This is a genomic window from Nostoc sp. C96, from assembly GCF_059384975.1.
Genome location: NZ_CM182020.1, coordinates 605,949 through 621,778, shown reverse-complemented (window position 1 = coordinate 621,778; position 15,830 = coordinate 605,949). Strand labels below are relative to the sequence as shown.

General features: G+C 41.5%; 14 protein-coding genes. 11 read left to right on the top strand and 3 right to left on the bottom strand.

The features are described from left to right. Positions 1–58 precede the first annotated feature (58 nt). Both AC504W_RS02690 and rbfA read left to right on the top strand, forming a co-directional pair. Entirely contained in the window at positions 59–265 is a 207-nt protein-coding gene (locus AC504W_RS02690) for a DUF751 family protein (RefSeq protein ID WP_494876102.1), read from the top strand. 154 nt (positions 266–419) lie between these two features. Next, the gene (gene rbfA / locus AC504W_RS02685; protein ID WP_096584137.1) at positions 420–824 is read left to right on the top strand and encodes a 30S ribosome-binding factor RbfA; all 405 of its coding nucleotides are present in this window, start codon (positions 420–422) and stop codon (positions 822–824) included. 90 nt (positions 825–914) lie between these two features. Here the strand turns inward: rbfA and AC504W_RS02680 are convergent, their stop codons facing one another. After that, positions 915–2,798: a protein kinase domain-containing protein gene (locus tag AC504W_RS02680; RefSeq protein ID WP_494876101.1), complete on the bottom strand. Its 1,884-nt coding sequence runs from the start codon at positions 2,796–2,798 to the stop codon at positions 915–917. A 320-nt stretch (positions 2,799–3,118) separates the two neighbouring features. Here AC504W_RS02680 and AC504W_RS02675 point away from each other — a divergent pair, with 320 nt between their 5' ends. From AC504W_RS02675 to AC504W_RS02665, 3 genes are all read left to right on the top strand, one after another. Then, positions 3,119–3,607, top strand: coding sequence for a hypothetical protein (locus AC504W_RS02675; protein WP_494876100.1), 489 nt, complete (start codon positions 3,119–3,121; stop codon positions 3,605–3,607). A gap of 197 nt (positions 3,608–3,804) precedes the next feature. Further along, entirely contained in the window at positions 3,805–4,875 is a 1,071-nt protein-coding gene (gene rtcA, locus AC504W_RS02670) for an RNA 3'-terminal phosphate cyclase (RefSeq protein WP_494876099.1), read from the top strand. A 211-nt stretch (positions 4,876–5,086) separates the two neighbouring features. Beyond that, positions 5,087–6,211, top strand: a complete 1,125-nt coding sequence (locus AC504W_RS02665; RefSeq protein WP_494876097.1) for a site-2 protease family protein — start codon at positions 5,087–5,089, stop codon at positions 6,209–6,211. An 89-nt stretch (positions 6,212–6,300) separates the two neighbouring features. Here the strand turns inward: AC504W_RS02665 and AC504W_RS02660 are convergent, their stop codons facing one another. Next, entirely contained in the window at positions 6,301–7,098 is a 798-nt protein-coding gene (locus AC504W_RS02660; RefSeq protein WP_494878537.1) for a Uma2 family endonuclease, read from the bottom strand. Positions 7,099–7,283: 185 nt separating this feature from the next. On the opposite strand from AC504W_RS02660, the gene AC504W_RS02655 reads away from it, so the two are divergent. From AC504W_RS02655 to AC504W_RS02630, 6 genes are all read left to right on the top strand, one after another. Then, positions 7,284–8,603, top strand: coding sequence for a Tudor-knot domain-containing protein (locus tag AC504W_RS02655; RefSeq protein WP_494876096.1), 1,320 nt, complete (start codon positions 7,284–7,286; stop codon positions 8,601–8,603). Positions 8,604–8,758: 155 nt separating this feature from the next. Next, complete coding sequence (locus AC504W_RS02650; protein WP_096584154.1) at positions 8,759–9,364, top strand: vWA domain-containing protein; 606 nt, start codon at positions 8,759–8,761, stop codon at positions 9,362–9,364. A gap of 114 nt (positions 9,365–9,478) precedes the next feature. Beyond that, a complete protein-coding gene (locus AC504W_RS02645; RefSeq protein WP_494876095.1) occupies positions 9,479–9,973 on the top strand; it encodes a hypothetical protein in 495 nt (164 codons plus the stop codon). A gap of 25 nt (positions 9,974–9,998) precedes the next feature. After that, a complete protein-coding gene (locus tag AC504W_RS02640) occupies positions 9,999–13,775 on the top strand; it encodes a leucine-rich repeat domain-containing protein (RefSeq protein WP_494876094.1) in 3,777 nt (1,258 codons plus the stop codon). Positions 13,776–14,353: 578 nt separating this feature from the next. Continuing rightward, positions 14,354–14,959, top strand: a complete 606-nt coding sequence (locus AC504W_RS02635) for a vWA domain-containing protein (RefSeq protein WP_494876093.1) — start codon at positions 14,354–14,356, stop codon at positions 14,957–14,959. 105 nt (positions 14,960–15,064) lie between these two features. After that, complete coding sequence (locus AC504W_RS02630) at positions 15,065–15,463, top strand: salt stress protein, Slr1339 family (protein ID WP_494876091.1); 399 nt, start codon at positions 15,065–15,067, stop codon at positions 15,461–15,463. Positions 15,464–15,473: 10 nt separating this feature from the next. Here AC504W_RS02630 and AC504W_RS02625 read toward each other — a convergent pair whose 3' ends face one another. Continuing rightward, positions 15,474–15,824, bottom strand: a complete 351-nt coding sequence (locus AC504W_RS02625; protein WP_494876090.1) for a winged helix-turn-helix transcriptional regulator — start codon at positions 15,822–15,824, stop codon at positions 15,474–15,476. Positions 15,825–15,830: the final 6 nt, after the last annotated feature.

Genomic DNA, 15,830 nt, shown 5'->3' with positions numbered 1-15,830 from the left:
GGGTAGATAAAGCATATCAAAACAAACGTCAGTTCATAACAAGGCAGTTTAGATTTCCATGTTTGACGGATTTTGGGATAACGTTTTTCGCTACCCCCGCTACTTAATTACTATCCTCGTTGGGCTTTTGGTGAACACATTTGAGCCATTAATGCCCTTGCTAAAACGCCCAGTCACCTTAGTTGCCGTTGTCGGCTTATTACTGGGCGGTCTGGCTTTCGTGACTCTCACCCTACGCGCTATGCTAGGCTTGAGTGCGGTTTAGGACGGGAAAGATTGGGGCTATGGCTTTTGGTGTTGTTATAGCTAAAAGCCTGATAGCTACTGGTTTTATACTCAGCACTCAGCACTTTCTTAGAGTCATTCCCAAATTTTCGATTATTGATGTTTTATAACCTCTGTGTGGAGGCAAAGATTTTATGGCTACAAATCGCCGCGTTTCCCGTGTTGCTGAATTAATTAAACGGGAAGTTAGCCAAATGTTACTCAACGGAATTAAAGATGACCGTGTGGGTTCAGGTATGGTTAGTGTCACGGATGTAGACGTTTCTGGCGATTTGCAGCACGCCAAAATCTACGTCAGTATCTATGGTACAGAAGAAGCTAAGGCAGAAACAATGGCAGGCTTGAAGTCGGCTACGGGTTTTGTACGTAGTGAACTTGGTGCTAGGGTACGGCTGCGTCGGACACCAGAGGTAATTTTTATCGAAGACCGTTCTATAGAACGAGGTAATAAAGTATTGTCGCTGTTGAATAAACTCCAGGATGCCCGATCGCCTGAAACTTTAGATAGCGAAGAAGACATAGGCGCAGAAGAAGATTAGTAATAGTTATAGTAGGGGCAAAAATCGGTTCGCCCCTATTTAGTTATTTTGCTAATCATTAAACTTCATAAGCATCTGACAAAATTTAAATCATAAACCACTCTCACTATTAGGACTGGCTGTAGGTGCTGGTTTTTCAGTTTTGGGGGTTTTTTGATGATTTTGCTGATCTACAGGGGGAAAAGCCTGTTTACCGATATTATCAGCCGCTTGTTTAAATAAAGGCTCGATTTTATTGCGCCAGTATTGGGTATCGGGTAACTTTTCGGGATGATTTTTGTAGTCTAAAACCTTGTCCCATTTGCCATCATCGATCGCTTTGTTGATGTCGTTAAACAGTGCATCAGCCTTAGTCCAATCTTGCTGCCATTGGTTGATGATCTTACCTGTTTCTTGAATACCAGCAGAAGCATTAGCGGGAATAGACCGTAATAATGCGATCGCACCGACTAAATCTCCTGATTCATACTTCTTCCTAGCTTGTTCGACAACCTTGTCGCTGTTCTCACTAGGTTTTGCTGGTTCTGATTTTCCAGATTCCGAATTTGAGACCTCTGCTGGCGGAGTCGTCGCCTTACTCGGTTTTGGTTTGGGAAGCGGTCTAGCTGCAATCACCGTACCATCATCAACCGTCTTAATAGCAATACCTTTATCTCGCAGACAACCAATCCATTCATCATTATTGGAGATGACATCTGCATACGCCCAAGCCAAGCGCCCAGAATTGAGTCTAACTTGTATCCAATTGCGCTTTGTCCGCAGTCCTGTCACCTCAAATTGTGTGTCCTCACCGATGGTTTTAAGAACATTATCAGAATTAATCGAACTAGGTTCCGAACGAATATTAGAATTACCCGTCACCATCGCCAAGCACTTATTGCCCACACTAGCGTTTTGACCTGTAAAATTGGCGGCGAAATTTCTCACATTTGGGTATAAATTTGCCACCAAAGCCGCCGCACTACCAGCCAAAAGTACACCAATTAACAACGGTAGAGGATCAGATTTGCTAGAAGTTCTGCGGGTGGGTTTGGTAGTACCAGGGTTTGCTGGCGCAACCGCCAGAGTTGGCTGAAAAGACGCAGCAGGTTTAGCCGTAGAATAACTATGATTAATCACAGGTTCCGGTGGTGCCGCTGGCGTTAAAACTGGACTCATCACATTCAAACAAGCTTGCAGTGCTTCGGTAGCTGTTTGGTAACGATCTTTGAAATGATAATGCACCATCTTCGTCAACACAGATGTTAACCGATAGCTAACAGGGGCTAAATGTTGCCAGCGAATCTCCCCAGTATCAGGGTCTTCTTGTAATTCCGAAGCCGATACGCCAGTCAATGCTTGAATAGCAATAATACCTAAAGAATAAATATCACTATTGGGGCGGGGTTTACCTTGTCCTTGTTCCGTTGGCATATAGCCAGGAGTTCCAATAGCCACAGTCGCCGTCGGTTGTCCGCCAACCGTCACCATTGAAGAACTTAACTGTTTGACCGCCCCAAAATCTACTAAAACTAATTTATTGTCCGATGACCGCCGAATAATATTATCTGGTTTAATATCGCGGTGAATTACACCTTGCTGATGGACAAACTCTAAAATCCCTAATACTTCCTGCAACATTTGCAGAACTTGGCCTTCACTCCAGCGTTGACCAGAAATTAGTTCATTAGTTAAGGGATGTCCTTCGATGTATTCTTGGACTAAAAAGAATTCTTGATGTTCGTCAAAATAAGCCAGCAACCGAGGAATTTGGTCATGATATCCCAAGCGTTCCAAGGTGTCCGCTTCGTTTTGGAACAAACGTTTGGCAGTTTCAAAAATTCTGGGGTCAGAACTGGTAGGCTTGAGGTGCTTGACAACGCAGATAGGATTTCCCGGCCGTCTGGTATCTTGGGCGATGTAGGTTTGACCAAACCCCCCCTTAGCCAGCACTTGAATTACTTGGTAACGATTATCTAGTAGCTTACCGATCATATTCCCTCCCCAGAGTTATTACCTAATTTTCCAGCTGGTAATAAATATCTCCAAATTTTTTTACTTGAAATCCGCTATCTTGAGAAAAGATTTGAAATAAATACGTAGCTTTTTTATAAACCCTGTTTATTAACTGTGCCAATTTGAGATTTTAGATTGCCGATAGCGGAGAGTCTTTTAGATTTTTTTGGTTTATACTCCGTCAAGTCAAGGCGCAATATCAATCTACTTCCAAAATTTAAAATCCTCAAACACTGTACCCTAGCGGTTAGAGTCAATCCAAAATCCAAAATCCAAAATTCAAAATTGTTTGACGACCGATGCCACCTAAAATAACCAATCCAGTTGCATGGCAACAGGCGGAACTCCTCATGCAACCAGCTTTCATTAGAGTTGTGGATAACATTCGTAAGCAACTCGACACATCTGCTTGGACGGGAACCTACCATGATGTACTGATTTGGCCACCTAACACCACCGACGAAATGAAAGCCTTGGTAACAAGACTGTTACAAGAGATGGAAAGTGCCACACCAGAAGAAGCAGACGAAATCCGTGATACCCTGTCTCGGTTGCCAATGCCCCATCCAGGATATCATTTGCAATTGCAACGTCAAGAGCAGAAAGTCAGCATTGATTTGTGGGAACTGTGTTATCAAGTGTGTTTTGCAAATTACAGTCCAGAGAATGATATTGCTGATATTGATACCAGTTTAATTGATGAGTTAGGTGAAGTAGATTGGCTGCATCTAGAGAATAAGACAAAAGATTTAGTGGCCCAGGTGTTTGCAAATTTACCAACGCACTGATTGAATTTGCGATCGCTTCAAGTAAATCTCAGCCCTAAACTCTGTGAGAAAATTCATAAAACAGAGGACAATCATTAGCTTAGTCCTTGCAGATACCACATAAACACACAGAATTTACCTGTGTTTATTTCTGTTCATCTATGCTTTAATTGTCAAAACTTGGGCATAACCCAACATCCATCATCTAAACACTGCTCATGATTGACATTGACGGTTCCTACGGGGAGGGAGGCGGACAAGTTCTCCGTACTTGCTTAAGTTTAGCTGCTATCACAGGTGAACCAGTTCGTATTGCCAATATTCGCGCCGGACGCAAAAAACCGGGGTTAGCGCCACAACACCTCACAGCAGTTCGGGCGGCGGCTAAGATTTGTCAGGCTCAAATACAGGGCGATGCTTTGGGTTCGATGATGCTGGAATTTATTCCTAGTAGTCCAGTGCAGGCGGGAAGCTATACTTTTGATGTCAGTGAAGTGCTAGAAGGTGGTTCGGCTGGGGCAATTACTTTAGTTTTACAAACAATTCTTTTACCTTTAGCTTTAGCCAATGGTGATTCTCAGGTAACTTTGCGCGGTGGAACTCATGTCATCTTTAGCCCAACGATGACATATATTGAGCAGGTATATCTGCCGATGCTCAAGGGTATGGGAATCAAAGCATCTGTCAAATTAGGTGCGTGGGGGTGGTATCCCCAAGGTGGTGGAGAGGTAGAATTGCAGGTGAGTGGTGGGACTCAACTCGGTAGCATACATTTACTAGAGCGCGGCAATTTACGCCAAGTCCGGGGGCTGGCGGTGGTGACGGAATTACCTGCTCATATTCCTCAACGTATGGCTAACCGGGCTGAGAAAATATTAGGTACAGCAGGATTAAAGGTTACTGTACAAGCTTTACGAGAAAAAGGTGTTGCACCGGGAGCAGGGATTTTTCTCACGGCTGAATATGAGAATAGTTTGACGGGATTTGGTGGGTTTGGGCGGTGGCGGATGTCATCGGAAAAAGTGGCAGAAATTGCTTGCGAACAACTGCTGAATTTTCACCAAACTGGTGCGCCTGTAGATGAGCATTTGGGAGATCAGTTAATTTTGCCCGCAACTTTGGCTACAGAAGAAAGTCAATATCAAGTAGCAAATGTTAGTACGCACTTGACAACTAATGCCGCAGTAATTGAGATGTTTGGACTATCGCGGGTAATGGTGGATGCGGTGGAGAAGATTGTGAAGGTGGTACCAATATCTCACGCAGAGGCGCAGAGAGTGAGAGTTTGAGAGATATTTTACGGAAGTTCTCATCTCTAGTCACAACCCAGACTTTTAATCCTGTTACCTGTTCTCTACTAAAAAATCCAAAATTGGTAAACCGCACCTTTAAGGACGGTAAGCACAACTCTTAGTTGATTTTAATATTTGTTACGTTTCGTTACACTGAATACATCGAGAGTAAAAGTCAATCTCTCGCCAGCATTCAAAGGTGAACGACATGAATGGCACAATTCGCGTTGGTAATCTCTTCGGGATTCCATTTTACATCCATCCGTCCTGGTTTTTGGTTCTTGGCTTAGTAACCTGGAGCTATAGTAGTGGACTTTCAGCCCAATTTCCCTATCTGTCTGGGGGGTTAGCTTTGCTACTAGGATTGATGACAGCGCTGTTATTGTTTGGTTCTGTCGTCGCCCACGAATTAGGACATAGTTTTGTTGCTTTGCGCCAAGGAATTGATGTTAAATCGATTACATTGTTTATCTTTGGTGGTTTAGCAAATCTCGAAAAAGAATCGAATACTCCCGCAGGCGCTTTTTGGATTGCGATCGCCGGGCCGTTAGTCAGCTTACTATTATGTGGAATCGTGACGATATTGGGTGTAACAACTGCGGTATCGGGGCCACTTGCGGCGGTTCTTGGTGTTTTAGCTTCTGTTAACTTAGCTTTAGCACTGTTTAACTTGATTCCTGGCTTGCCTTTAGATGGCGGTAATATCCTCAAAGCTCTTGTTTGGAAAATTACAGGTAATCCTTATAAAGGTGTGAGTTTTGCCAGCCGAGTTGGACAAATCTTTGGTTGGGTGGCGATCGCTTCTGGGATAATTCCTCTAGTATTCTTTGGCAGCTTGGCTAATGTTTGGAACTTGTTAATCGGTTTCTTCTTGCTGCAAAATGCAGGGAATTCAGCCCAATTTGCTAGAGTCCAAGAAAAACTAGATGGCTTAACCGCCGCAGATGTCGTTAATAATCATAGCCCCATCATCTCTGCAAACCTCAGCTTAAGAGAATTTGCTGATGAACAGATTCTTCACAAACAAGACTGGCGACGCTTCTTAGTCACAGATGATGCGGGACAATTAGTCGGTGCAGTTACTCTAGATGATCTACGCACCGTTCCCACCGCACAGTGGACAGAAACTCAGGTTCAAGAAATCATGCGCCCAGTTGCTGCATCCAACACAGTAAAATCAGATCAACCCCTCTTAGAAGTCATCCAGCTACTGGAACAACAAAAACTCTCAGCCTTAGCTGTAATTCGAGAAAATGGCGTTCTGGTGGGTATTTTAGAAAAAGCAGCAATTATTCAACTTTTGCAAGGTCAACCTATAACTCACCCTGCATAGATATCTCATCACTAAATACTCCTTCTCCACCCTCTCTCAGTCAATCTGAGGGAGTTTTTTTGTGGAAAAAGCATTCAGCCAAAATTGTTTCACTCTGGATCTATCCCCAATTCTCGCAGCTTTGCTAATAATACTGCTTGACGCTGACGTTCAATTTCTAATTGAGCGATCGCATCATCCGCACGTTGACGTTCTTGTTCCGCACGCTGGTGTTCTTGTTCAGCCCTTTGACGTTCTTGTTCGGCTTGTTCAGAACTCCACAGCAATAAATTACCTGCTTCATCCCACCACCGCAACCAACAAATATTCATTCCTAAGCGAGTACCTCGCCAAATTCCTAAAAATAATTCCATTTCAGGAATCCAAAATTGTCCTGATTCTGTAGGTTGTTGCAAAACATATCGTCCATTTTCCAGACGCAGGACTTCTAAACTCACTTCGTAAGGGTTGAAAATTGCATAGACGGGAACTTGTAAGATTTGTTCGTAAAAGTAGAGTTTCCCATAGGGAAAGGTGGGACGAATGGAATATTCCCCGTTGTCGGAATCGGATAGAAACTCCATCACCACAGCAATGTTTTCACCTTCTATGTTGGGTGTATAGCTGCGCCGAATTACACCTGTACCTACTGGTGAGACACTGGGTACATATAACCAATCTGGTGCTTTAACAACAGTTTTTTGATTAATATTGGCGACGAGGCCAAAATTAGATGCAACTAACATTTGAGGTTGAATGCGATTAGCTGTAGCTAAAGCTTCTGTTAAAGCTGCTGCTAAAAACGGTTGTTGAATATTTTCCACTGGATCGTCGGGCAGAATAAAATCATCTGGGAGTTTTTCCCAAGTGACGACAGGGGTTTGGCGCTGGGGTGCGGCTAGAACCATCATGGTTAAAGTGTCGCTTGTGGGCTTGGGGACTAATGCCAATATTTTACAGTGCTTTTTAGATGTCTGAAATCAAGAGGTATTTAGAGATATCGAGAGTTTGTCTGGGGAAACAAAGTTACTTTTATGCCTAGTTAGGGAACTCTAGCAATTAAGGTTTTGTTTCACAATACAAGGACTTACTTATGGATAAAACCATTGTTCAGTTGGTTGACGAGTTACCCAGCGATAATATTACTGTCAAAGTTTTAAAAGCTCTTGATTATGTAGCACCTGGGCAGTGGGATAATTTGGTGGGTTTTGATAATACAGTCCGTGCGATTACTGGCGAAACAGATGCTAACGTGATTAAAAGAATCCGCGATCGCGCCGATAGTATATATGTAGACCCACAACACGGCTATCAAGCAGCCATCAAACTTTATCAAATCATCGACAAAGCCGATGCAGCAATGGGAACTGCGGCTTTAGCTAACAAAGTGAGCGAAAAAATTAGTTTTCTCTCTTTTTTAGGCAATATTACGCCCAAAGCCGATGTCACCCAAACAATTGACTTAGTTCTCAAAATTGCTGTCGAAATCATCGCCTTCTGCAAAATCAACGGGATTCCCCAACCCAACCCCCAAGAATTTGCCAATATCCTAGCGAATAACTATCAAAACGCTTCCCTGATGCGGATGGCTGCATTGGTTTGTATAGATGGTATTTTACCTTTAGGCCCCGACTTCTTGATTAAAATTCAGGAACTGATTAGTGGTGCTGATGCTGGTAATGCAATCGCTCAAAATCCCATCTTTCAAGCTGTCAATAGCTCTCTACCAGGAAATACTCCTTCAGATAAAGTTGGTTTTATTGCCCAAGGTTTTAACTCTGTCCAAGGTTGGATGAATAACTTAGTCACCAAGACAGGTATCACACCCCAATCAGTTGCTAATGGTTTAAGTAGTTTTGTGCAGATTGCTGACGATAATTTAGATTTTGTCGCTGCATTCTTAGATCAAACTACAAATTATTTTGAGCATACTGGCATTCAAACCGTCGCCCGCAGCATAATTTTACAAGCTCATACTTTAGTTAAAGCAGAAATTGCCGAAGAAGCCAAAAAGCCACAACAGCAAGATACTTCATCTGCAACCAAATCTAAGTCAGATACTCCTACCCAGTATGGAGTGAATAGCACAGTAGAAGTTTGGGACGAAGAAGACGAAGAATGGTACAAAGCCACAATTCAGAAAATTAAAGATGACCAATTCTTTATTAATTATGTTGGCTATGGTTCATCTTCTGATGAGTGGGTTGGCGAGGATGCGATTCGGATTCGCGCCCTAGAATCATCTGATGATAATGGATTTGCAGTTGGTCAAAAAGTAAAATGCTGGGACGAAGAAAACGAAGAATGGTATAGTGCCACAATTGAGGAAATTCGTGGTCAGCAATACTTTGTTCATTACCAGGGATATGATTCATCCTATGATGAGTGGCTTGATTTAGCAGAAATTCGCTAGATTAGACAGGCATTGAGTCTATTAAACATTCACTCAATGCCTAGAATATCTAAAACTTATGTTACGTAGTTTGACTTATATCTAAAAGCATTGGTATTTGTGCTTTTTCGTCATTAGACTAGATTTAGCACAGGGTAGAAATTTAGAGGAAAATTATGATGAGCGATCGCGACTATACATTAATCCTGGACAAAAGCGGTAGTATGTCTACACCTGACCAGGTAGGTGGTAGAAGTAGATGGGAGATAGCTCAAGAATCTACTCTCGCTTTAGCCCGAAAATGTGAACAATTTGACCCAGATGGCATTACAGTTTATGTATTTTCTGGCAAATTCAAACGTTATGATGATGTAACCTCAGCTAAAGTAGCCCAGATTTTCCTCGAAAATGACCCCGCAGGTACCACCAACTTAGCTGGTGTCCTCCAGGATGCAACTAATAATTATTTTCAACGTAAAGCCGCAGGTAAAACCAAAGCCAATGGTGAAACTATATTAGTCATTACCGATGGTGAACCTGATGATCGCAAAGCAGTATTTGAAGTAATTATCCAAGCAACTCGTCAAATGGAGCGAGATGAAGAATTAGGAATATCGATCATTCAAGTAGGCTCAGATGCTCAAGCAACTAAGTTTCTCAAAGCTTTAGATGATCAATTGCAAGGTGTCGGCGCTAAATTTGATATCTGCGATACCATCACTTTAGAAGATTTAGAAGATATGAGTCTTGCAGATGTATTGATGAATGCAATTACAGATTGATCAGTCAATACTTGTTTATCATTAATTTTACTGTAACAATACAATATAGGTTTATACTTGTCAGATTTTTCAGGTTGTATGTTATAGGTAGTAAGTGTTATTACTGTAGGGCTAATGTCTGATTCCCAACCTTCTACCTTTTCCAATAGTAACGACTTGGATAATTTTGAGATGGAGCTATTGAAGCAGGAATATTTTTTCCTGCAAAACACTATTGAAGATTACAATAAGCAGATTTGGGCAATTAAAGCCCTTGGAATCACTGGTACTGGTGCTGTGATTCTGTTTGCACTGCAACAGAATAAGAGCCTTATTGCTTTGCTTGGCTGTGCCATTCCTATCTTTTTTTGGGTTTTAGAGAGTCAGTGGAAGCATTTTCAGCGTGGATTTTATCCCCGTGTTGGTGAAATTGAAACAATTCTCTTGGAAACCTGTAAATTGAGAGGGCCTGCCATCTTTAATAGCTGGAGTTATTCATTGAAACGAGTTACTGTACCCAAACGGAAAGGTTATCTTTGGGACGGCTTGCTAAATCCCACTGTATTTATAAGTTACATTCTAGAAATTATTTTTCTCCTAATTGCTTGGAAGGTAATTCCCTTAATTTGAGGCTGGTTAATAAGGAATTTTTTTAATGACTCAAACACTGACTTGGCTGCATCTTTCGGATCTTCATGCTTGTAAACCGCGAACTGGTTGGGATGCTAAACGAGTGACTGATACTCTCTGCAAAGATCTTAAAAAGATGCAGAAGCAGTATGGGTTAAGACCAGATTTAATTTTTTTTACGGGTGATGCAGCGTTTGGTCACATTGGGGAAGGTGGCGGAAAATCAATAGCTGAACAATTTCGTGAAGCGCATGATTTCTTAACAGCAGTTCGAGAATCTTTTGAGCCAGTAATTGAGCAACGAAACCTTTTTCTTGTACCGGGTAATCATGATGTGAATCGACAGCGAATAACTGATTTTGAGACAGAATGGTTACTTAGTGAAAAGAGAAACTTAGATGATATTACTCATTGTATCCAAAGTGTAGGAACTAACTGGAAGCAACTTCTTGGACGTTTAGATGATTATGCTCATTTTCTTCAGACTTATGAGTACGAGCATCTCCTGACAGGACGCGATCGCTTAATTTATGCTGATGCAAGAGAGTTTGATGGGTTACGTGTAGGTATTGCTGGGTTTAATTCAGCTTGGTCATCTAGAGGAGTTGGTCGAGAAGAGATGGGACGGCTTTGGATGGCTGGTCGTTTTCAGCTTGAAACTCTAAATCAACAGATACCGCCTAGTGACTTCAAGATAGCTCTGCTACATCATCCTTCTAACTGGTTGTTTCCTGATGAAAATCCTGAGTTTGGAGATTTCCTCCAACGAGATTATCAGTTTGTACTGCATGGTCATGAACATAGGGGATGGGTGCGACCTGATGCTTCAACCGGACACACGGTTATATCAGCAGGTGCTTGTCATGAATGGTCTGATAGCAAAAACAATGGCTATAACATTGTGCGGCTTGATTTTGAACAAGGAACTGGTGAGGTTTGGTTACGCCAATACGATTCTATAGGTGGAGGGTGGACTCCCCGCCTTATTGCTAATCGGACAGATAACCAAGGATTTTGGCCTTTAACACATTTAAAGCCTTGGATGGAAACGATTTGTAATTCTGTAGCTGCAAAAAAAAACTCTAACTCTGCCGTAGAAGCATTAATAGATAATATTCCGATTGAAATTACTTCTGAAAGTCAAGTTGAGCGAGCGGAAGATTATGAAATTCGTTATCGTAAAGCTGTCGCTAATAAGTTAGATTATGTGCAGCTTTTTGGTATTGATGTACCCAGAGAATCGAAGGAATATTCGCTGACTGTTTCGTATGTATCTTTGAATTTGTCCGATGAAGATGAGGAGATTACAGAAGCAGAAGAATTAGAAAATGATGATAACCAATTAACAGATACAGATCAAACTACATTTCCAGCAGAGCAAGTTTTTGATAATCTTTGTGATAAAAAGCGGTTGCTGATACGTGGAGTCGCTGGTAGCGGAAAAACAACGCTCTTGCGTTGGGCTGCCGTTCAATCAGCCAAAAATGAACTTATATCTAGAGACATAGGAAGACAAAAATCACCATTGATTAAGCTTGATGGAGAAACTAATACTCAATTTTTAACTAATTATGGTGATTGGCGAGAAAAAATTCCTTTTATTATTCGCTTACGGGATTACACTAAAGGTGAATTGCCACGTCCCAGCGAATTTCCTCTGTTACTGGCAAAAGAACTACCTGATCCTCCCGCCAATTGGATTGATAATGTCTTAACCAGTGGTCGTGCTTTGGTGATGTTTGACGGCTTGGATGAAGTGCCGAAACAAGCACGGGATAAAATAATGCAAGAAATCCGTGATTTGATTAATGCCTATCCCAATAATTACTATATAGCTACAACCCGTCCCGAAGCAGTCGAACCAAAAGAGTTTATTGAACTTGAGTTTGAATCTGCGCGGGTTGAACCGATGAACCCTGCTGACCGTGATACTTTCATTGATAAGTGGCATGATGCAATGGAGGTTCGTTTACGAAATTGGAATGAACCTGAAGATTTACGACCTTTGGCACAACGCTTAAAGCAGCGACTTGAGAACACCCCTGCTGTAGCTCGACTCACCAGTAATCCTTTGCTTTGTGCTGTAGTTTGTGCGCTTCATAGGGCAAGAAATGAGAACCTTCCAGAAACACCTGTTGATTTATGCGAAAAGCTGTGCGAAATGCTGCTTGATCGCCGCGACAAAGAACGTCTGAGTCTTGAAGCTCAAAAGTGGATTGATGAAGTCTATGGAGGATTAGAATTTCGGGTTCGTAAAGGATTGCTGTCTCAACTTGCTTACCACATGGTTAGTTTAGGTGTATCTGCAATTACTGAAGCTGAAGCAGATCAGCAAATTACTGAAGCGTTAGGAAGCTACAAACATCCTAACATCAACGCCACTGCTATTCGTAAAGCACTTGTTGAGCGCAGTGGTATGCTTCAGGAATCAAGTGAGCAAAGAATTGAATTTCTGCACAACACTTTAAAAGAGTTTCTAGCGGCCGAACGTTTTGTTAATATCGGTGATGTTCAGACGTTAGCAAATCACACTGATGAAGCTTCCTGGCAACCTGTAATTTTGTTTGCTGTTGCACTACCACGAGATGGTTCTAGGTTTGCTACTGAGCTTGTAAGAGCAATTCTTGAAAAAACTCCTTTAAATGCTCCCTCTAAAGTACGGAAAAAAGAAGACCGATTAAAAGCAGCAAAAATCAGATCACAGCAGTTCTTTTTTCTGCGCTGTTATACAAATGCCTATCAGCTAAATGATTCAGGAATTAGCCAAACCTTTACTCAGTTGTCAAAACAGCTTTTACCACCCCAAAATATGACGGATGCCGCAGCTTTAGCATCCTGTGGTGAAGCGATTATACCTTATCTGAAAAAACAAATAGGTTGGAAAGCAGCAGAACGTGCAGCCTGTGTGCGAACGTTGGGCTTAATTGGTAACCAGAAAGCCAGCGATCTTCTGAAAGAGTTTTTAGATGATTGGACTCTGACAGTTGGTCAAGAACTAGCAAGTTTTGTTGATGATTGGAGCCAAATATCAGTTATTAGAAAACATGTTAAAATAAGCGGCTTAATTCCGATTTCAATTTCAAGAAAATTACGTGACTTAAATCCGTTGTCTAATTTAAACAACGTCACAAGACTAGATATTTCAAACACGCAGGTGAGGGATGTTTCCGTTCTGGCTCACATGACCAACCTTACATCGTTAAATCTTTCAAACACGCAGGTAAGCGATGTTTCCACTCTGGCTCACCTGACCAACCTCACAAGGCTAGATATTTCAAACACGCAGGTGAGGGATGTTTCCGCTCTGGCTCACCTAACAAACCTTAAAGAGCTATATCTTTCATTCACGCAGGTAAGCGATGTTTCCGCTCTGACTCATCTGACGAACCTCAAAGAGCTAAATCTTTCATGCACGCGGGTAAGCGATGTTTCCGCTCTGACTCATCTGACGAACCTTACATCTGTAGATCTTTCATTCACGCAGGTGAGTGATGTTTCTGCGCTGGCTCATCTGACCAGCCTCAAAGAGCTAAGTCTTTCATTCACATCGGTGAGCGATGTTTCTGCGCTGGCTCACCTGACCAGCCTCAAAGAGCTAGGTCTTTCATTCACACCGGTGAGCGATGTTTCTGCGCTGGCTCACCTGACTAACCTTAAAAAGCTATATCTTTCAAGAGTACAGGTGAGCAATGTTTACGCTCTGGTTCACCTGACTGACCTCAAAGAGCTAGATCTTTCAGAAACGCAGGTGAAAGATGTTTCGGCTCTGGCTCACCTGACTGACCTCAAAATTTATCAATAAGCCTCATCATCTTACTAAACGAGGATAGAATCTATAGTACCTCTACCTTGGACGAAGTGTAGCTGTGAGTGCCACTCAAGGAACGCTGAAAAAGCGATCGCCTGCGGTAGACTGCGCTAGAATTTGTGTGCGATCGCTATAACTTTTTGACTATAGCTTTTTGACGGTGAGGCTTCTGCTTGCGTTTACGAGTCGGTGCTGAGAAGAAAATTTGAAAGTTAATAATGATGAGGAGTTTTGTACTCTTACAAAATTTATGTTACATCCTTTAACTTATCTCTAAAAGGCTTGCAAAGTTACAAGACTCGTAGATTAGACTAGTAGCACAAGGTAACAATTTTTGAGGCAGATATGATGAGCGATCGCAACTATACCTTAATCATAGACAAAAGCGGTAGTATATTTACCCCTGATCAGGTTGGTGATAGAAGTAGATAGGGGATAGCTCAAGCATTTTCTCTAGCTTTAGCCAGAAAGTGTGAACAATAGTTACTCAATGTCGTTTTTTAACAAATTCTAAGTCTATTTTCTGTATTAACAAATGACGAATGGTATATAACTAATTGGAGAAATTTATTATGCTTGAAAACCGAGATTACACTTTAATTATTGATAAAAGTGGCAGTATGGCAACCCCAGACCAAAAAGGCGGTAGAAGCCGCTGGGTTGCAGCCCAAGAATCTACTTTAGCTTTAGCTAGTAAGTGTGAACAATTTGATCCCGATGGTATTACTGTTTATGTGTTTTCGGGAAGATTTAAGCGCTATGAAAATGTCACTACTAGTAAAGTTACCCAAATTTTCCAAGAAAATGATCCATCAGGAACTACAGACTTAGCTGCTGTCTTAAAACACGCTACGGATGATTATTTTCAACGTAAGTCTTCTGGACAAACAAAGTCAAACGGAGAAACAATTTTAGTAGTAACTGATGGTGAACCAGATGACCGCAAAGCAGTGATGCGCGTAATTATTGAAGCTTCTCGGCGAATGGACAAAGACGAAGAATTAGGAATTTCCTTTATTCAAGTTGGTTCCGATCAACAAGCTACTCGGTTTCTCAAAGTATTAGATGATGAACTACAAAGCGCTGGGGCAAAATTCGATATCTGCGACACCATTACAATGGAAGATATGGAAGATTTAAGTTTGTCCGAAGTTCTACTCAACGCTATTAACGATTAAGTGAAAAACCCAACACTGTTATTATCATAGTTTCTCGATTTGATCCGCGTGCATCTGCGGTTAATTATTCATTAGAGCGATCGCTATCATAATCAACGAACAAAAATGGACTCTATTGATCAACTTTTAGCTCAAATCAAAGCGGAATATGATCCAGCAAAACCCGCACCTACACCACAACAATCTAAACCAGATGTAATCTCACCATTCATTTCAACACCATCTAAATCACAATCTATCATCGATAACATTTTGGCGGAAGTAAAAGCTGATGTTGAAGAACAAGCCGCCATTGAGGAGTTGCAAAGACAACAAGAACGCGAACAAGAACGCATTCGACAAGAAAAAATCAAAGCTCAACAATTAGAAGTTTTGCAAAAAAAAGCAAAAGAATGGTTGAAAAAATTAGATCCTCTGTCACCAGAAGGATTATGGTTTGAAAGTTTTGCTGAAGGCTATCCCTCAAAATTAGCAGCAGCAATTGAATATTTACAAAATAATTAAATAATATATTTTACAGTTTGTGTTGGTTGCTGATGTGAGATAAATGCTCAACAGCCCAGTTGTGCATCGCATAAAGGATAGGTTTTAGACTTTCTCCTAAAGGAGTGAGTGAATATTCTACTTTGGGAGGTATTTGAGCATAAACTTGTCGATGTACTATCCCATCCTCTTCCATTTCTCTCAGTTGCTGAGTTAACATCTTTTGGGTAATTCCTGGTAAGGCTCGTTGCAATTCACCAAAGCGTTTCACACCAGTGATTAATTCCCTAATAATTAAAACTTTCCAACGTCCGCCAATTACCTTCAAGGTAGTTTCTACTTCACAAGTGAGCCTGCGATCGCTTTCTGCTTCTGCTTTCATAGTGAC